The organism is Streptococcus sp. UBA3373 (assembly GCF_002360305.1).
In the GTDB taxonomy this organism is placed as follows: domain Bacteria; phylum Bacillota; class Bacilli; order Lactobacillales; family Streptococcaceae; genus Streptococcus; species Streptococcus alactolyticus.
The window spans coordinates 43285-62102 of record NZ_DEQF01000011.1; the positions used below are offsets into that span (position 1 = coordinate 43285).

Sequence of the window (18818 nt, forward strand, 5' to 3'; positions counted from 1 at the left end):
TATGGCTATCTTTAATCAGTTACCAACCAGCGTTTTGCAATGGTTTGCGATTTTCATCTCCATTATCATTGAGGCGCTGCCTTTTGTCTTGTTGGGAACGATTTTGTCGGGATTTATTGAAGTTTACATCACACCTGATTTGGTGCAGCGTTTTTTGCCCCGCAATCGTTTCTTACGCATCTTGTTTGGAACCTTTATTGGTTTTATTTTTCCCTCGTGTGAATGTGGGATTGTGCCCATCATTACGCGCTTTTTAGAGAAAAAAGTACCGAGTTACACCGCTGTTCCTTTCTTGGCAACAGCACCTATCATCAACCCCATCGTCCTCTTTGCCACTTATTCGGCTTTTGGAAATAGCTGGCGCTTTTTATGGCTGAGGTTGCTGGGGGCCATTATCGTTGCCTTGACGCTTGGTATCATGCTTGGTTTTGTGGTAGATGAAAACATCCTCAAAGCCAATGCCAAACCAACGCATTTCCACGATTATTCTGGCGAAACCTGGTACCGCAAAATTTTCCTCGCCCTAGCTCACGCGATTGATGAATTTTTCGACACTGGGCGCTACTTGGTTTTTGGGACCTTGGTAGCCTCAGGAATGCAAATTTATTTGCCAACACGTCTGTTGACACAAATTGGGGGCAATGCTTTGACGGCAATTTTAGTCATGATGCTACTGGCTTTCATTTTGTCCCTTTGTAGCGAGGCGGATGCCTTTATCGGAGCATCTCTACTGTCCACTTTTGGAACGGCACCTATTTTAGCCTTTCTCTTGATTGGACCTATGGTGGATATCAAAAACCTCATGATGATGCTGCATTCTTTCAAAACCTCTTTTATCATCCAATTTATTAGCGTTTCAACAGCAATTATCATTGTTTATTGTTTGGTGGTGGGGGTAATAGCATGATTCGTTTTATCATTCTTGTGGGGTATTTTGAATTGTCCATGTACCTCCAACTCTCAGGAAAATTGGACCAATACATCAATACTCACTACGCTTATTTAGCCTATATTTCCATGGTGCTTTCCTTTGTTTTAGCCATTGTCCAGCTGGTCATTTGGGTGAAAAATATGGAGCTCCACAGTCATTTGCAGGGCAAATTGGCCAAATTCGCTAGTCCTATTATTTTAGCTATTCCTGTTTTGGTTGGTTTGTTGATTCCGACAGTCACCCTTGATTCGACAACGGTATCTGCCAAGGGTTACCATTTTCCCCTAGCGGCTGGCTCTGCTGGAACAGTCAGCGAGGACGGCACCACCGTTCAATACCTCAAACCTGATACCAGCTTGTATTTCACCTCATCTGCTTATAAAAAAGAAATGCAAAAGGAATTAAAACAATACGAGGGTACAGGACCTGTTAAAATCACGACGGATAACTACATGGAAGTCATGGAACTTATCTACGTCTATCCTGACGCCTTCATGGGACGCGAAATCACCTACACAGGCTTTGTTTACAACGAGCCTGGACACGAGGGGTATCAATTCTTATTCCGTTTTGGTATCATTCACTGTATTGCTGACTCTGGTGTTTATGGCTTATTGACAACAGGTAACGACACGAGTTACCCAAATAACACGTGGATTATAGCCACAGGTACTATCAGCCTTGAGTACAATCAAACGCTTGAGCAGACCTTGCCTGTTTTACACATTACCGAGATGAAAAAGACAAACGAACCTAAGAATCCTTATGTTTACCGCGTCTTTTAACGAAAAATTCCTACAACTAAGGTTGTAGGAATTTTTTTGTTCTTCTTAGATAATGCCTTCCAAAAGACCACGCATGAAGTCTTCTGAATCAAATTCACCGATGTCATCGATTTTTTCACCAAAACCAATGAGTTTAACAGGAATATCTAATTCTTGACGAATGGCAAGAACAACACCACCCTTGGCTGTTCCGTCAATCTTGGTTAGGATAAGCCCCGTCAAAGGTGTGATTTTTGAAAATTCTTTGGCTTGGCTGAGAGCATTTTGACCTGTTGAGGCATCAAGAGCCAACAAGGTTTCATGCGGCGCATCAGGAACCACACGCTTGATAATACGCCCTATTTTTTCAAGCTCAGCCATGAGGTTGTCTTTGTTTTGCAGACGTCCTGCCGTGTCAATCATAAGAATATCAACGTTTTCAGCGACAGCTTTTTCCATACCGTCAAAGACGACTGAGGCTGGGTCAGCTTTTTCAGGTCCTGTGATAACTGGCACGTCCACTCGATGTCCCCACTCAACCAACTGAGCCACCGCACCTGCACGGAACGTATCCGCGGCAACCAGCATGACTTTTTTGCCTTCTTGCTTGTATTTATAAGCTAATTTCCCGATAGAAGTGGTCTTTCCGACACCATTAACACCGACAAAGAGCATAACGGTCAAACCGTCTTGGAAATTGATTTTTTCATTAAAGACGCCATCTTTTTCGTAAATATCAACCAATTTTTCAATGATGACACGTTTTAAATCATCAGCTTTCTTGGCATTTTCCAATTTTGCCTCATAACGCAACTCTTCCGTAAGCTGGGTTGCCACATTGACACCCACGTCAGACAAAATCAGCATTTCTTCCAATTCTTCAAAGAATTCCTCGTCCACTCGGCGGAAATTGGCCAGAAAGGCATTCAAACGCGCGCTGAAACCAGTACGGGTTTTCTTAAGGCTGCGGTTGTATTTTTCTTCTTCCGTTTCAACAGACTCTGCCACTACTTCAGGTTCTGCTTCTGGCTCTTCTTGACGTGTGCTGATTGGCTCAAATGAGATGCTTTCGCCACGTTCCAAGGCTTCCTTAGCTGCAGCTTTTTTAGCGTAATAATCTGCCATGACATTTGAAAAATGCGGGTCAGCTTCTGCTGCATTTTCAGAAAGATCTTCTGATGAGTCAGAAGTCATCTTTTCAGCAACTTCTTCAGTTGATTCAGAAATGACTTCTTTTATTTCTGAAAGTTCCTCAGAAGGTTCTGAAACCATTTCTTCGTTTTCCGCAAGGGTTTCCACAGTTTCCTCAAAATCTGCTGAATTATCCTCATCTTCCGTGATTTCAACAGTTTCTAAGATAGTTTCAGCTGGGGTAGAATCCGTTTCTTCTGTTTCTTCCACTGCTTCGTCTTGTGTGTCTTCTGTTGTTGAGGTGAGGTCAGAGGCTTCTGTGCTTGTTTCTTCTGTTTTTCCTTCCTCAGGGGTGTCAGTCACCTCCTCGGTTTCCACAACAGTTTCCTCAACCTGCTTGTCTTCAACTTCCTCGTCTTTTCGTCGATTTCTAAATAAACGGTCAAATAATCCCATATTCTATTACCAAAGGCAACAGAGCCGATGCCCTATCGCTTCCTTTCTATTTACGCCTTTAAAATGTATTCTTCGATAGTTTCTGCAACACCTGATTCTTCATTGGTGCGGGTGGTTGTGTGGTTTGCGATGGCTTTGACTTTAGGAACAGCATTAGCCATGGCAACACCTAGGCCAGCCCATTTAAGCATGGAAAGATCATTTTCCTCATCCCCCATAGCCATCACTTGTTCAGGCAAGAAGCCTAGATGATCAATCAATTGCTGCAAGCCCGCTGCTTTGTGAACGCCTTTTGGCATCATTTCCAAAATAATCTCACGTGATTTAAAGATTTCAAATGCCTCATACAAGTCTTTTGGCAGCTGCAAAATTTGCTTATCCAAAAATTCAGGATCGGTCACGCTGACCACCTTGTTGTAAATAACATCTTTTGGAATCTCATCAAAACTATCTAACTCCACAAAGGTAAGTTTTGGGTTGGCCTGCGGGTAATGAGAATGATTGCCCTGACTAGGAAGACTGTACACGATGCCATCACTAAGCACGTCAAAAGGCAAACCTAGAGGTTCCAAGGCCCCATGCAAACGCCGCAATTGGTCGCGTGTCAGTTGGCTTTTATCCAAAATCTTCCCATTGGTTTTTTGCACCAAACCGCCGTTGAAGGTGATGATGTAATCCTCATCTGATATTAAATCCAATTCGTCCAACAAATCCTCAACAGCTTTTAAGGGGCGACCTGTTGTGATGACAACTTTTACCCCCTTGTCACGTGCTGCACGCAAGGCTTGTTTATTTTCCTCTGACACCACCTTTTGACTGTCAAAAAGCGTGCCATCCAAGTCCAAAGCCAATAATTTTATCTCTGTCATGGTTTAGCCAACCTTTCCATGTAAGTCATGACAACCTCTTCATCACAATCTCCGATGACTTCATCCGAGATGTTTTTGATTTCTGGGCGGGCATTTTGTGTGGCGATGGCTGTGCCAGCAAATCCCATCATTTCAAAATCGTTGAGGTTATCTCCAAAGGCAAGCACTTCACTGCTATCAATCTCAAAAGCTTGGCAAAGGGCTTCCAGACCCGTGCGTTTGTTGACACGACTATCTATGATATCCACCGATTTAAACCCTGTGGTAACAGCTCGCGCAAAATCCACTCGTTGATTAAACCAAGCCTCACCTTGACGCACCGTATCACCTGAAAAATTCGCCGTTACTTTCAAAATAGCATCTTCTATGTGTGCTAGATTTGGCACACGTTGAACATTTTCATAATAGTGGCTAATGAAGTGAGCGTATTCATCGCTCGCTTTTTGGTGCAAATACGCTCCTTTTTCGCCTGATAACAAAAAATCGTAGCCTGACAGGTAGGGATTTTCCAATAAAGTATCAATGATGTCCAAATAAGCTGGCTTGCTGAGGCCTGATTCAAAGATAATAGAACCATCAGCCTTGACCAAGGTACCATTTTCAGCGATGAAAGCCATCTGATGATGGTAATCCGCAAACATTTTTTCCAAAGCCAAAAGTGGACGACCACTGGCTGCCGCAAATAAAATCCCTTTTTGAGCAAAATCATCTAAAACAGCACGCAACCTTGCCTTATCAAAAGAACCTTGTCGGTTTAAAAACGTACCGTCCATATCTGTTGCTACTAACTTTATCATTATTACACTCCTAAAGAATCGTATAAGCCTATTTTATCAAAAAACACTCTAATTTTCTTGTGAATACAGCATTCTTTTAAAACTTTTACATCTAACACTCCTATTGACCTAAAAACCCCAACTGTTAGCAGCTGGGATTCATTCTATTCTCTTTGTAAAGGCTAGTTCACAAGGTTTTCAGCCTCTTTTAATTTGACCGAAACGATGCGGGAAATGCCTGATTCTTGCATGGTAACGCCGTAAATGCTATCTGCGGCAGCCATGGTTCCCTTACGGTGGGTTACCACGATGAATTGGCTGGATTGGTCAAAACGGTTTAGGTAATCCCCGAAACGTTTGACATTGGCTTCGTCCAAGGCAGCCTCTACCTCATCCAAAATCACAAACGGAATGGTCTTGATGCGGATGATTGAAAAGAGCAGAGCCAAAGCAGACAGGGCTTTTTCTCCCCCCGACATCAAATTCAAAGATTGGATTTTTTTGCCGGGTGGTTGCACCGAAATCTCAACCCCAGCGGTCAACACATTGTCATCCGTCAAAGACAATTCAGCCGAACCACCACCAAACATTTGGCGGAAGGTTAGTTTGAAGGACTCACGAATGGCATTGAAAGTCGTTTGGAAACGCGTTTTCACTTCGTCATCCATATCGTTGATGGTTCCCAAAAGCAAATCTTTGGAATGAATCAAGTCGTCTTTTTGCGTGTTTAGGAAGGTCAGACGTTCCTTGACTCCTTGATATTGCTCAATAGAATCCAGATTGACAGGCCCCAAAGCCTTGATTTGACGATGCAAGTCTTGCAAGCATTGGCGAGCACGTGGCATGTCCTCAATGGCTTGGCTGGCTTGTTTGGCGTCCTCCAAGGTAAATTGGTAATCCTCAGATAAGTCTTGAGCAAATTGACGCAGGCGGCTAGATACTTGGCTGATTTGAGCTTCTAGGCTAGCTTGCTGACGAATCAAATCCTCGTTTTTCTGATTTTCACGCGTCATCAAATTAGCCAATTCTTCCAGCTGTGCCTCGCAGTCTTCCAATTCGAAGCGTTGGCTAACCAGTTGTTTGTCAAGCTCTGATTTTTTGGCCTGAGCAGCTTCTTGTTGCTTTTGCAAAATAGGCAAGCGTTCCAACTGATTGTCGTCTTTGGTCGTTGCCAAAAATTGCTCCAAGCGCTCAATTTCTTCTTTCTTTTCAGCCAAAGTCACTTCGAGGCGAGTTTTATTGGCAGACTCAAATTTTCGCTCACTCAATAAATCACGCTCTGTTAAGGTTTCCTGTGACAATTGCTGACGCAGGCTGGCTACTTTTTGCGTGGTGGCTTGCTTGTTTTCTTTAATCTGCTCAATTTCAAGGTTCAAGGCTTCTTTACGTTCAGCAATAGCCTGCAAATCAGCTTCCAGTTTGGCTTTTTGTTCCTGCAAGGCCACATCGTCTTGCGCACCTTCTGAGGCTTGCAAACGTTGGTAAAGTTGCTTAACATCAGTCAAACGTTCTGCCAATTGCTGGTATTCCAGCTCTGCCTTTTGCTCTGCAAATCGTGCCTGTTCGCTGTCTGCTTTTAATTGTTTCAGGCGTTCTTGTTGAGCTTTCAAGCGTTCTTGCAAGGATTGAACCTGCTTTTCTTGTTGCAACTGCAAGCTTCGCAATTCTCCCAATTCAGCCACAAGGTAATCCAATTCAGGCTTGATGAACATCGTGTTATTTTGACGATTGGCACCACCTGAAAAAGAACCGCCTGGACGGATTTCGGTTCCATCTAGGGTTACCAAACGCACCTGATAATGCAAACGGCGGGCTGCTTGATTGGCGTGGTCTACTGTATCAAAAATAGCCGTCGTTCCCAGTAAATTCTGGAAAATGGTATCTAGACGTGACTCCACAGCAACCAAGTCGCTGGCTACACCTAAAAAGCCTTGACTACCTTTTAGTAGTGAACGGTTTTGAGCAGATAGGTGTCTTGGCTTAATGGTTGTGAGTGGTAAGAAAGTTGCTCGCCCTTGACGTTTTTTCTTCAGAAAATCAATGGAACGTTTCGCAGATGCCTCATCTTCTACAATGACGTGCTGGCTTGCTCCTCCAAGGGCAATTTCAAGTGCCGTCTGGTAATGTTTGTCAAAGGTCAAGTGCTCACTCACCGCACCAATAATGCCACCTAGCTGAGCTGAAGCTTGCAAAACAGCCTTAACACCAGTGTAAAACTGGCTGTGATTTTTCAAAATAGAGGCTAAGCTGGCCTGTCTGGCTTCTTTGGACTTGATCACATCCAATTGGTCAAAGAGTTTGTCTTGTTGGCTGTGGTAGTCTTTTTCAAGCTGATTGGTTTCTTGCTGTACCTTTTGATAAGTATCTAGCAAGTCCTTAACGTCTTGACGAGAGGCTTCAAAATGCGCCAAAGCAGCCTTAGCTTCTTCTTGCAAGCTTGCTAAATTAGCCTGCGTTTTTGAGAGTTCTTCGGACTTGGATGCCGATAATTGTTTTTGATTATCCATGTCCGCCAAGGTCGCGGTCAATCGGTTGGACAACTCTGCCTCTTTTTGCATCAAGCCGACAAATTCTTCACGCAAATGCTCAATCACTTGGTCTGGGTCCGATAAAAATTGCTGCAACTCTGCTTCCAAGTGCTTGATTTGCGAACGCGTAGTGCTCAATTGCTCGTTTAATTGCTTTAAGTGTTCTTTCTTTTGTGTCACTTCTTCTTGCAATTGGCTTTGCGTAGCTTTCAATTCCTGTAATTGGCTACTTGTGGCTTGTTTTTTCTCTTCTTTTTGGCTGGATTCGAGGGTAATCAAATCCATCTGATGAGCGACATCAGCTAAAGTTTTCGTGACAAGCATCAAGTCATCTTGCCCCTTGGAAATGGCTTCAGACAACTGGCGACGTTTGTCTTTTAAGGCATGATTTTTCTTTTCCAAATGCTCTTGCTGAGCATAAAAAGCCGACAAATCTGTCTGCACAGTCGCCAGAGAACTCTTCAACTGCTCCAACTGAGCTTGATCTGTTTGAATATCCTCAACCAAAATACTCAACTGCAGTTGCTTGCGTTCCTCTTCAAAAACCAGAAACTGCTGGGCAACCTGAGCTTGTCTTTCTAAAGGCACGATTTGCGTGTCCAATTCATAAATAATATCTTCCAAGCGGTCTAGATTGTCTTGCGTTTGATTGAGTTTGGTCTGCGTTTCTTTCTTACGTGTCTTGTATTTCAACACACCCGCAGCCTCTTCAAAAATAGCCCGACGTTCTTCGGGTTTGCTATTGAAAATCTCCTCCACACGCCCTTGGGAAATGATTGAAAAAGAATCCCGACCCAAGCCCGTATCCATGAACAAATCGTGAATATCACGCAAACGAACCTTGCGCCCGTCAATCAAATACTCACTATCGCCACTACGGTAAATCCGACGCTCAATGCGAATGGTTTCCTTAGCTTGTGGGATAAAACCATCTGAATTATCCAGCACCACGGTTACCTGAGCGTAATTGAGGGCTTTACGTGTTTCTGTACCTGCAAAAATGACATCCGGCATCTTGCCACCGCGCAAGCTTTTGGCAGAGGATTCTCCTAGCGCCCAACGCAGACTTTCGGTGATATTGGATTTTCCAGACCCATTAGGTCCGACAATCGCCGTCACCCCTTTGTCAAAGCTGACCAGTGTTTTATCTGCAAAAGATTTGAACCCTTGCATCTCGATTTCTTTTAAGTGCATAATCAAACAAAAAAGGCAAACACACCTAAGAAAGCATGAACGACTCTTCAAACAGTCAGCTCAACACTTGCAATAGGTGAGCATTGCCCTTCGTAATTCCTTTCAAAACAGTTATTGCAACGCGTCTAAAGCATTTTTGGCGGCATCTTGTTCCGCTAATTTTTTCGACTTGCCAATACCTTTGCTTTTGGCTTCATCATTAACAAATACCGTCACTTCAAAGACCTTGGCATGGGCAGGACCTGATTCATTAGACACACGGTAATCAATGCTCACATCACCTTGCCCTTGCAGCAATTCTTGAAGAGTGGTTTTGTAGTCTTTGACACGTTCAAAATTACCCTTTTCGACTTGGGGAATCATGACCTTGTTCAAAAAGGCATTGACCGCCTCAACACCTTGGTCCATCAATAAAGCACCAAGAAAGGCTTCAAACAAATCCCCTAAAATCGTGTCACGGTGGCGACCGCCTGATTTTTCTTCGCCATTGCCTAATTTGATGTAGGCATCAAAACCACAATAACGTGAAAAACCAGCCAATGATTCCTCACGAACAATCATGGAACGCATTTTTGACAAATCCCCTTCGGGTTTTTTAGGGTATTTTTTAAATAAGTATTGTGAAATCAATAATTGAAGAACGGCGTCTCCTAAAAATTCCAAGCGCTCATTATGTGAAATGTTTAGGAGACGATGTTCATTGGCATAAGAAGTGTGGGTAAAGGCTGTTTCCAACAACGTCTTATCCTTGAAATCGATTCCAAATTCTTGCTTCAGTTTTTCATTTAAAGCTTGCACAACAAATCTCCCTTCAACATAGACCTAGCAACGCCGACATCAACAAAAGCTGCCTGTCACACATCTTAACAAACAGTGTTATAGACCTTTTTATTATACCAAAAAGTCGTGAAAAATGTTGAGCCAATCGCAATTTCGCTTGAAATATCTCCACAATCTAAAAAAGCTAGTAACCAAAAGGCGGTTGACCTAGCTTTGCTTTGTTTAAAGAATTGTTAATGGCGTCGCTTCATCTGGTGAAGTATCATGGACCGTCATGTCATTTCCTACCCCAAAATCAGCCTGCATGAGATTATTTTCCATGGTCATGTGCGCCAATTCTGTAATATTATTTTCCTTGCTCAAATGCCCTAGGTAAATCTTTTTCGTGCGGTTACCAATGGTGCGAATCATGGTTTGGGCACCGTCCTCATTGGACAAGTGTCCCTTGTCAGACAAAATGCGTTGTTTCAAACTCCAAGGATAGGCTCCTGAACGCAAAATATCCACATCGTGATTGGCTTCAATGAGATAACCATCGGCATTTTCAATCATACCAGCCATGCGGTCACTCACATAACCCGTATCTGTCAACAAGACAAAAGACTTATCATCCTTCATCAAACGGTAAAATTGAGGGTCCACAGCGTCATGACTAACCCCAAAACTTTCGATATCAATGTCACCAAAGGTCATGAGTTTGCCACGTTCAAAAACGTGCTTTTGCACATTGTCCAATTTCCCAATCATTTGGCGGCTATCAATGGTTTCCCACGTTTTTTCATTGGCATAGATGTCAAGGTGATAGCGACGCGCTAGAACCCCAACACCCTTAATATGGTCAGAGTGCTCGTGAGTGATAAAGATAGCATCCAAATCCTCTGGCTTACGGTCAATTTCAGCCAGCAAACTCGTGATTTTCTTACCTGTCAACCCCGCATCGATTAAAAAACGCTTTTTAGGCGTTTCGACATAAAAGGAATTTCCTGTTGAACCAGAAGCTAAAATACTATATTTAAAACTACTGTCTGACATCTATTCTTCATCGTCCTCCCATTCATCATAAACTTCAGAATCTTTTTCATATGGAAGTACAATCGTAAAGGTTGAGCCCTTTCCATATGTACTTTGTGCCCAAATAAAGCCCTTGTGTTGTTTGACAATTTCCTTGGCAATAGCTAAACCAAGCCCTGAACCACCTTGGGAACGGCTTCTTGCCTTATCCACACGGTAGAAACGGTCAAAGATAAGCGGCAAATCTTTTTTCGGAATCCCAAGCCCCTCATCAGAAATGGAAATGATTAACTGGGTTTCTGTCGTCCGCATTTTCACCGTAATTTTGCCACCATCTGGCGAATACTTGATAGCATTGTTTAAAATGTTATCCAAGACTTGCGTCATTTTATCTGTGTCAATTTCCAGCCAAATGGGCTTGATAGGGTAATCACGCACAATCTCGTAATACTTGCCACTAATGGTATCTTGGTTTTTGATTTGGTCAAAACGGTTCAAAATCGAGGTCATAAAAGCTGTAAAATTGGTCACTTCTACTTCCAGACGAACCGTCTGATTATCAATCCGCGATAGGTTGAGCAAGTCCGAAATCATGCGAATCATGCGATTAGTTTCATCCAAAGACACCTTGATAAAGCTAGGGGCAATATCTTCTTTCAGCGCTCCCTCGTCCAAAGCTTCCAGATACGATTTGACAGAGGTCAAGGGTGTCCGCAACTCGTGACTGACATTGGAAACAAAGAGGCGACGCTCCCTGTCTTCTTTTTCCTGCTCAGTTGTGTCGTGCAAAACGGCAATAAGCCCTGAAATAAAGCCACTATCATAGCGATTTAAGGCAAATCTAATACGCAAGGTGATAAATTCACCCGTTTCGTCCCGACGGTTTAAAACAATCTCAGGCGTCTTTGACACCAAATCATGATAAGTGTAATGACTGTCCGACCCTAAAATATCAATGATATTAAGTTTCAAAGCCTCCACGCGCTCCAAATTCAGCTGCTGCTGCGCCGTTTGGTTAATCATGGTGATATTGCCCGCACGGTCCGTAGCAAGCACCCCATCGGTCATGTAAGACAAGATGCTGGCTAAACGATTTTTTTCTTGGGCTAAATTTTCTTGGGCTAAGCGAAAGACGGTTGACAAATCATTTAATTGCGCTGCTAATTCTGCTAAATCTCTATCTTTTTTGATAACAATGTCTTCTGAATATTGTCCTGTAATCAGCTCTCGCACCTTACCGCTTAAACGCCTGATATTAAGAGACGTGCGGTAATCACGAATCGCTAAATACACAAAATAAACCGCTACAAAAGCTAAAAGAAAGAGGAGCGTTTGCTCAAAATAATCTAACATTACCTTATTCATAAGATTTCATGTAATAACCAACACCACGTCGGGTCAAAATGTATTCAGGTCGGCTAGGCGTGTCTTCGATTTTTTCACGCAAGCGACGAATCGTCACGTCAACAGTACGAACATCGCCGAAATAATCATAGCCCCAAACCGTTTCCAACAAATATTCACGCGTCATCACTTGTCCCATGTGGGTTGCCAAATGATGCAATAATTCAAATTCACGGTGGGTCAATTCGATATCTTCCCCACGTTTTTGAGCAACAAAAGCATCTGGCAAAATCTCCAAATCCCCAATCACAATTTCAGAACCAGTTGTTGAGGCATTTTCCTCAGCCACGGCACTTTCAATGTTTTCCGTGCGTCGCAAGTGAGCCTTCACACGCGCCAACAACTCACGATTTGAAAATGGTTTAGTCACATAATCATCGGCCCCAATTTCCAAACCAATAACCTTATCAAACTCACTATCTTTAGCCGATAGCATGATAATCGGAATGTGGCTCGTTTTACGAACTTCCTTAGCCACTTCAAGTCCGTCTAATTCTGGCAACATCAAGTCCAAAATAATCAAATCAGGCGATTCGTCCTCAAATTTCTTCAAGGCTTCACGACCATCAAAAGCCGTGATGGTTTCATAACCTTCCTTGTTCAAATTAAATTTAATAATATCCGAAATCGGTTTTTCATCATCAATAATAAGAATTTTTTTCATATGCCACCTCTTCATTCTTCAACAATTCAAAAATTCTCACACCACAATCGGTAAGCGATTGTCCTAACTGCTACCCTTGATTATAACAAATTTCGAATTCAATTGGAAATATTGATCACCTTGTTTGCTTACTTGCCTCTTTTTTGACGATAACACCATATCTATTGTTACACATTATTTAAATTTTCTGAAAATAATTGACAATTAAGACCCTCTATGATATCATTAACTTACCCCTTATGTTAGATATGCTTACATCTAACTATTTCTATCTTAAAAAGGAGATACTCGTGGCACTTATTGAATTTAAAAACGTTGAAAAATACTATGGTGATTACCATGCGCTTAGAAATATTAACCTAGAAATCGAGAAAGGACAAGTCGTGGTGCTTTTAGGACCGTCTGGTTCTGGGAAGTCAACCCTCATTCGTACCATGAACGCCTTGGAATCTATCGAAACAGGTAGCTTAAAAGTCAACGGGCATAAATTGGTAAATGCGTCTGCTAAAGACCTTGTGCAACTCCGCAAAGAAGTCGGCATGGTCTTTCAACACTTCAACCTCTACCCTCACAAAACCGTGTTAGAAAATGTTACTTTGGCTCCTATGAAGGTTCTTGGAAAATCAAAACAAGAAGCTGAAGAAATCGCTCAAAAATATTTGACTTATGTGAATATGTGGGACCGCAAAGATTCTTACCCAGGGATGCTTTCTGGTGGGCAAAAACAACGTGTGGCTATCGCTCGTGGATTAGCCATGCAGCCTGAATTGCTCTTATTTGACGAACCGACTTCAGCCCTTGACCCTGAAACGATTGGGGACGTGCTTGCCATTATGCAAAACCTTGCCAAAGAAGGCATGAACATGATTGTCGTAACCCACGAAATGGGCTTTGCGCGCGAAGTGGCGGACCGCATCATCTTCATGGCAGAAGGTAAAATTCTAGTGGATACCACAGACGTCAAAGGCTTCTTTGACAACCCAACTGAGCCTCGCGCCAAACAATTCTTAAGTAAAGTCATCAATCATACCAGCGACAATGTTGCCCAAGAATAAAGGAGTTCACTGATATGAAGAAATTAACCAGAATGCTAGTTGTCGCTGTTGTGGCACTGATCAGCTTGACCCTGTTTTCAAGTAAGGTCAGAGCAGACGATAGCAGTTTAGAAGCCATTCAAAAAATCCAAAAAGCAGGCGTGTTAAAAGTTGGGGTCAAACAAGACGTGCCAAACTTTGGTTATTATTCTGCCGAGGCTGGCCAATACGAAGGGCTCGAAATTGATTTAGGGAAAAAAATCGCTAAACAATTAGGCGTGAAAGTAGAATTCACACCCGTAACAGCTCAAACGCGTGAAGCCCTTTTGGACAATGGGCAAATTGATATTTTGATTGCGACTTATACCATTACCAAAGAACGTCAAGCATCTTATGCCATTTCAGAGCCTTACTACTACGATGAGATTGGCTTCCTTGTTGACCGTTCAAAAGGCTATAAAACCATTGACGATTTAAATGGCTTGACTATTGGGGTGGCACAAGGTTCAACAACCAAAGCAGCTATTGAAGAATACGGCAAAGCCCACCATCTCAAATTTAAATTTGTGCAATTGGGTTCTTATCCTGAGTTGGCTATTTCGCTTTATGCTAACCGCATCAACGCTTTTTCTGTGGATAAGTCTATCTTGAGTGGTTACGTCAGCAAGAAAACCAAAATCCTTAGCCAAGGATTTAACGTCCAAGAATATGGTATCGCGGCGACCAAAGCCAACCAAGGCTTGATTAACGATATCAACACCTTGCTTTCAGAATGGAAAGCTGACGGAGAGTTGCAAAAATTATATGACAAATATCATCTAACACCTGCAACACCGAGCGAGAATTAAGAAAGGAGAAACGTATGTTTTTATTAACGTCTAGTCCTTTTGCACTCTCACGTTGGGCAGATTTCTTTGCCAATTTCGGTGAATTTGCAAAAGGGTTTCTATATACTTTGAGTATGTCAGCCTGTGCCTTGATTTTAGCCTTTTTGCTGGGCGTCGTTTTTGGTGCCATGTCTTCGTCTAAAAGCAAGGTCTTAAAAGGGATTGCACGGGTTTATGTTGAGATTTTCCAAAATACCCCACTGCTGGTCCAATTCGTGTTTGTGTATTATGGACTTGCCATTATCTCAAATGGGGCTATCATGATTTCAACCTTTTTCACAGCGGTTTTATGTGTGGGCATTTACCACGGGGCTTATATCACTGAGGTTATCCGTTCTGGGATTGAAGCCGTGCCAAAAGGGCAAACAGAAGCTGCCCTATCACAAGGTTTTAGCTACAATCAAACCATGAGCCTCATCATTTTGCCACAAGCGGTGCGAACGATTTTACCACCGTTGACTAACCAAGTGGTAAACCTTATCAAAAATACGTCAACGGTTGCCATCATTTCTGGGGCAGACATCATGTTCACAGCCAAAGCTTGGGCCTATGAAACAACTAACTACGTTCCTGCCTTTGCTGGAGCGGCGGTTCTTTACTTCATCATGTGTTTCCCACTTGCAACTTGGGCACGCCGTCGAGAAGAAAAGAACAAACGCTCATATTCACTTTAGGAGGAATCTAAATGTCAGTATTAACACCGACGAATATTAGCTTTATCCTCCAAGGATTACAGCTAACGCTTTATATTTCATTTATTTCCATTATTTTATCAACGCTTATTGGAACAGTTTTAGCCGTGATGCGTAATGGGAAAAATCCTGTTCTTCGCATCATTTCAAGCATTTACATCGAATTTGTCCGTAACGTTCCTAACTTGCTTTGGATTTTCATCATTTTCTTGGTTTTCCAAATGAAATCCACTCCAGCTGGGATTACGGCATTTACCGTCTTTACCTCTGCGGCTTTAGCTGAAATCATCCGTGGTGGGCTAAATGGGGTCGATAAAGGGCAAACCGAGGCTGGCTTGTCACAAGGAATGACTTCTTTCCAAATCTTTGTTTACATCATTTTCCCTCAAGCCTTCCGCAAAATGCTACCAGCTATCATCTCACAGTTTGTAACGGTCATCAAAGACACGTCATTGTTGTATTCGGTTATCGCCATTCAAGAATTATTTGGGAAAAGCCAAATCTTGATGGGACGCTATTTTGAACCTAGTCAAGTCTTTACCTTGTATGCGTTTATCACAGCGATTTACTTTGTTATCAACTTTTCGATTTCAACTTTCTCAAGACGACTAGCCAAAAAATGGGAAAAAGCGGCCGAATAAAAACCTATCAAAAAAGCTTATTCATTTGAATAAGCTTTTTTATTAACGCAACAAGGCAAGCAAGTAGCCAAAGCCTTGGTAAGCAACGATGGTATATAGGTACAAGGTGACTGGCTTTGTCAGCAAGAAAATCAAGGTAAATCGCTTAAAAGTCATTTGGGATAAACCTGAAACCATGCACAAAAAATCATCGGGAAAACCAGTGAGAGCAAAGGCAATACCTAGAAATTTCTCATAAAATTTACCATCGTTTTTATCCAAGTAACCAATGTATTTGTTATACGTTTCTTCTGAAACAAAGGCTCTGGCAAAATTTTCCCCGTAACGTCTTGCCAAGGCAAAAGCCATGAGGGACCCTAAAAAGATACCTGTGAGGTTATAGACAAAGCCCCAAACTGGACCAAACGCAATGTAACCAATGACGCTAGTCATGCCCCCAGGAATAATAGGGTAAACCACCTGAACCATTTGTGCTAGGATAAAAATAATGGGTGCTAGTAAGCCCATTTGACCGAGGTATTGTTGGAAAGCGCCGCCCACCTGAAAGTAACTTTGGTGTTGCTGAAAGAAAATGAACAAGGCAATCGAAATCACCACTCCGATACCTGTTAAGATTTGAATGTATTGTCGTTGTTTGCCAACTTGTGTCATCATATCTCCTCGCGTTCTATTCGATTTCTACGTGGTATTCTTTTAACAAGAACACCGTTGCCGTATGGTTCTATTATAACCTAAGGCTCTTTTAGAAATCTTGGTCAAAGTCTTGAAAAGTTGCGGCAAAATTGTGGCAAGTTTTTTGGCATTTGCGACGATAAAAGCACCCATGAAAACTCATAGATGCTTTTGGGTATTTAGCAAATCAATGATAAAGCAGGTTTTCTCCTCGTTAGAAGTGGCTCTTATCGTGCCTTGATGACGTTCGATGATTTCTTTAGTGATGGCTAAACCGAGCCCAAATTGCCCTGATTTGCTCTTGTAAAAGCGTTCAAAAAGATGCTCAAGATCATCTGCAGCAATGGGTTCACCGTCATTTGCCAGCTCGATACGAACACCCGTTTCCAGCTGCTCAACTGAAATAGTCAGGTACTTGTTGTCATAACGGATAGCATTGGACACAATATTTGAAACAGCGCGTTCCAATAGCTTCTCATCACCCTCTATCATGACTTCTTCAGAACTAAAGTGGTGCACAAAGACAAGGCCACGCTCATCTGCGGCCGCTTTTAATCGCCAAGTCACGTCATAAAGCAAATCTGTGATGTTTATAGGCTCCAGATGCAACTGGGTTTGAATAGATTCCATCTTGGATAGGGTCAGCATATCCTCAACCAAATGAGCCATTTTATCACTCTCATCAACAATAATACCAGCTGCTTCTTGCGTATTGGGGATAATCCCCTCGCGAATCCCTTCAGCATAACCTTGAATAGACATGAGAGGCGTCCGCAATTCATGAGAGGAATTTTGAAAGAAGAGCTGCTGGCTGCGTTGGTTGGCGTCAATCAAATCACTCATGTGGTTCACTGTTTCGCGGACCTCGTTAAATTCATGGTAGGCAAAATATGGGTCGTCCTCCATTTTTTCCCGATTACCAAGGCGTAAAATATAAGATTTGAGATTGCTAAAATTGCGGTCCAATTTTCGTGAGGTCACATAAATGCTAAGGTTAGCTACCAAGCCCACAATCACCATGACCACCAACAACAAGATGTTAATGTAGGATTCAAATTCTTCGATGGGAGTAACATTAGCAAATACAAACACATAATATTTAGACGATTGAGCGTCACTTTTGGCAATATAATTTCCCTCTAATTGCCCAGAATAACTTTTCATCTTGACCATGTAGCTGGCGCCATCTACCCTGACTTTTCGAAATTGGTGCAATTGCGCTAGAAAATAATTGGACGACTCCCGATAGGACCAATCTGCCTTGGGGTGATTGATAAAATCATCGACCACTTTTTTGGAAATCGTCTTTTCTGATAAATCGTACAAAGAAGCCGAAATGTACTGAATGTCAAATTGGTCATCTACGATTACATAAGTGGTTTCAAAAATATTGCCCGTGGTTTTCTGAGGTGATTTTTCCCCTGAATGATAGGCATCCAGAGTGGCGTACTGCATTTGCATTGCCGTAATGGCTTGCTCAGCGATAAAAATACGCAAAAGCGTGTTAAAAACCAGCAAAATCATGATAAATGACAGCATGAGAATGGCTAGAGGTTGCACAAACAAAGTTGTGCGAAAACGCACCTGTCGCTGCCAAAATCGTCTGCCCTTAGCTGACTCTTCTTATTTCTTGGTGAGTTTGAAGCCGTAACCCCAAACCATTTCAATAAGGACATGACTGTCAACCTCCCTCAATTTTTTTCGCAAGCGTTTGATGGTGTCATCTGTCACACGCGTTTCCACATCTTCCTCATAACCCCAAATCTGCTGGAGCAGGTCTTGCGAGAAATGGCCTCCTCTTGATGTTTGAGGAGCATTTTCAACAACTCAAATTCTGTATTGGTCAGTTTCAATGGGACTTTCTTGTAAAGGACAAGCCGTTCTTTTTCTGATAAGGTCAAGCCTTCGTAGGCAATCACATCCGCGTCGCTTTTTTTAGAACTCGTGGCATGACGGTTCAAAATCGCCTTCACCCGCAAGCTTAATTTCAAAGGGGAAAACGGTTTGGTAAAATAATCATCTGCCCCTGCTGAAAAGCCCTGCAAAAAGTCCTCGTCCCCATCACGCGCCGTCAACAAGATAATCGGAACATCTGATTGTTTTCGAATACGAGCAGCAATGTCTATGCCACTGGTGCCTGGCATCATCACATCCAAAATAATTACATCCGCTTCTTCCTCCAAAAAGCGCAAAAACAACTGGTCCCTGTTTCAAACACCTCTACCTCTAAACTTTGTTCACACAAAAAAGAAGCAATCAAGTCCCGAATATTCTTCTCATCATCTGCCACATAAACCCTTGCCATGATCAACCTCCTCAATCTTTTTCTCTTTATCCTAAAATGCCCATATCATCTCTTTAAAAGCGTTTTCGTATTTCTAATC

The 18818-nt window shown here is 42.4% G+C and carries 16 protein-coding genes and 1 pseudogene; 6 read left to right on the plus strand and 11 right to left on the minus strand.

The features are described 5' to 3' along the window. The first annotated feature begins 1 nt into the window (after position 1). Entirely contained in the window at positions 2–907 is a 906-nt protein-coding gene (locus B3R79_RS01850) for a permease (protein WP_154455025.1), read from the plus strand. After that, a complete protein-coding gene (locus B3R79_RS01855; protein WP_293693428.1) occupies positions 904–1716 on the plus strand; it encodes a TIGR03943 family putative permease subunit in 813 nt (270 codons plus the stop codon). Before B3R79_RS01850 ends, B3R79_RS01855 begins: the two co-directional genes overlap by 4 nt. Before the next feature lie 45 nt (positions 1717–1761). On the opposite strand, the gene ftsY is transcribed toward B3R79_RS01855, so the two are convergent. The 8 genes from ftsY to yycF form a co-directional block, all read right to left on the minus strand. Further along, positions 1762–3282 carry a signal recognition particle-docking protein FtsY gene (gene ftsY, locus B3R79_RS01860; RefSeq protein ID WP_293693430.1) on the minus strand — a complete coding sequence of 507 codons (1521 nt, stop codon included), beginning with the start codon at positions 3280–3282 and terminating at the stop codon, positions 1762–1764. 50 nt (positions 3283–3332) lie between these two features. Further along, positions 3333–4151 (minus strand): Cof-type HAD-IIB family hydrolase, encoded by an 819-nt coding sequence (locus B3R79_RS01865; RefSeq protein ID WP_269725548.1) that lies wholly within the window; start codon positions 4149–4151, stop codon positions 3333–3335. After that, positions 4148–4948 carry a Cof-type HAD-IIB family hydrolase gene (locus B3R79_RS01870; RefSeq protein WP_154455021.1) on the minus strand — a complete coding sequence of 267 codons (801 nt, stop codon included), beginning with the start codon at positions 4946–4948 and terminating at the stop codon, positions 4148–4150. The genes B3R79_RS01865 and B3R79_RS01870 overlap by 4 nt, the downstream gene beginning before the upstream one ends. Positions 4949–5109: 161 nt before the next feature. After that, the gene (gene smc, locus B3R79_RS01875; RefSeq protein ID WP_293693432.1) at positions 5110–8649 is read right to left on the minus strand and encodes a chromosome segregation protein SMC; all 3540 of its coding nucleotides are present in this window, start codon (positions 8647–8649) and stop codon (positions 5110–5112) included. 111 nt (positions 8650–8760) lie between these two features. Next, on the minus strand, positions 8761–9447 hold the full coding sequence (gene rnc, locus B3R79_RS01880) for a ribonuclease III (RefSeq protein ID WP_167829298.1): 687 nt from the start codon (positions 9445–9447) through the stop codon (positions 8761–8763). Between the two features lie 204 nt (positions 9448–9651). Continuing rightward, positions 9652–10461, minus strand: a complete 810-nt coding sequence (locus B3R79_RS01885) for an MBL fold metallo-hydrolase (protein ID WP_293693434.1) — start codon at positions 10459–10461, stop codon at positions 9652–9654. Beyond that, entirely contained in the window at positions 10462–11805 is a 1344-nt protein-coding gene (gene vicK / locus B3R79_RS01890; protein WP_293693436.1) for a cell wall metabolism sensor histidine kinase VicK, read from the minus strand. After that, entirely contained in the window at positions 11798–12508 is a 711-nt protein-coding gene (gene yycF, locus B3R79_RS01895; RefSeq protein ID WP_293693438.1) for a response regulator YycF, read from the minus strand. Before yycF ends, vicK begins: the two co-directional genes overlap by 8 nt. Positions 12509–12798: 290 nt before the next feature. On the opposite strand from yycF, the gene B3R79_RS01900 reads away from it, so the two are divergent. Genes B3R79_RS01900 through B3R79_RS01915 form a run of 4 tightly spaced genes read left to right on the plus strand, consistent with a single transcriptional unit; the run spans position 12799 to position 15762 of the window. Then, positions 12799–13563: an amino acid ABC transporter ATP-binding protein gene (locus B3R79_RS01900; protein WP_204984283.1), complete on the plus strand. Its 765-nt coding sequence runs from the start codon at positions 12799–12801 to the stop codon at positions 13561–13563. A gap of 14 nt (positions 13564–13577) precedes the next feature. Further along, positions 13578–14390 (plus strand): transporter substrate-binding domain-containing protein, encoded by an 813-nt coding sequence (locus tag B3R79_RS01905; RefSeq protein ID WP_293693441.1) that lies wholly within the window; start codon positions 13578–13580, stop codon positions 14388–14390. A 14-nt stretch (positions 14391–14404) separates the two neighbouring features. Continuing rightward, positions 14405–15103 carry an amino acid ABC transporter permease gene (locus B3R79_RS01910; protein WP_293693443.1) on the plus strand — a complete coding sequence of 233 codons (699 nt, stop codon included), beginning with the start codon at positions 14405–14407 and terminating at the stop codon, positions 15101–15103. Positions 15104–15114: 11 nt separating this feature from the next. Beyond that, a complete protein-coding gene (locus tag B3R79_RS01915; RefSeq protein ID WP_293693445.1) occupies positions 15115–15762 on the plus strand; it encodes an amino acid ABC transporter permease in 648 nt (215 codons plus the stop codon). 42 nt (positions 15763–15804) lie between these two features. On the opposite strand, the gene B3R79_RS01920 is transcribed toward B3R79_RS01915, so the two are convergent. The 3 genes and pseudogenes from B3R79_RS01920 to B3R79_RS01930 form a co-directional block, all read right to left on the minus strand. Continuing rightward, positions 15805–16413 (minus strand): TVP38/TMEM64 family protein, encoded by a 609-nt coding sequence (locus B3R79_RS01920; RefSeq protein WP_293693490.1) that lies wholly within the window; start codon positions 16411–16413, stop codon positions 15805–15807. A gap of 180 nt (positions 16414–16593) precedes the next feature. Continuing rightward, positions 16594–18018 (minus strand): sensor histidine kinase, encoded by a 1425-nt coding sequence (locus tag B3R79_RS01925; protein WP_293693447.1) that lies wholly within the window; start codon positions 18016–18018, stop codon positions 16594–16596. Positions 18019–18057: 39 nt separating this feature from the next. Beyond that, positions 18058–18739: pseudogene (locus tag B3R79_RS01930) on the minus strand (response regulator transcription factor). Between the last annotated feature and the right edge of the window lie 79 nt (positions 18740–18818).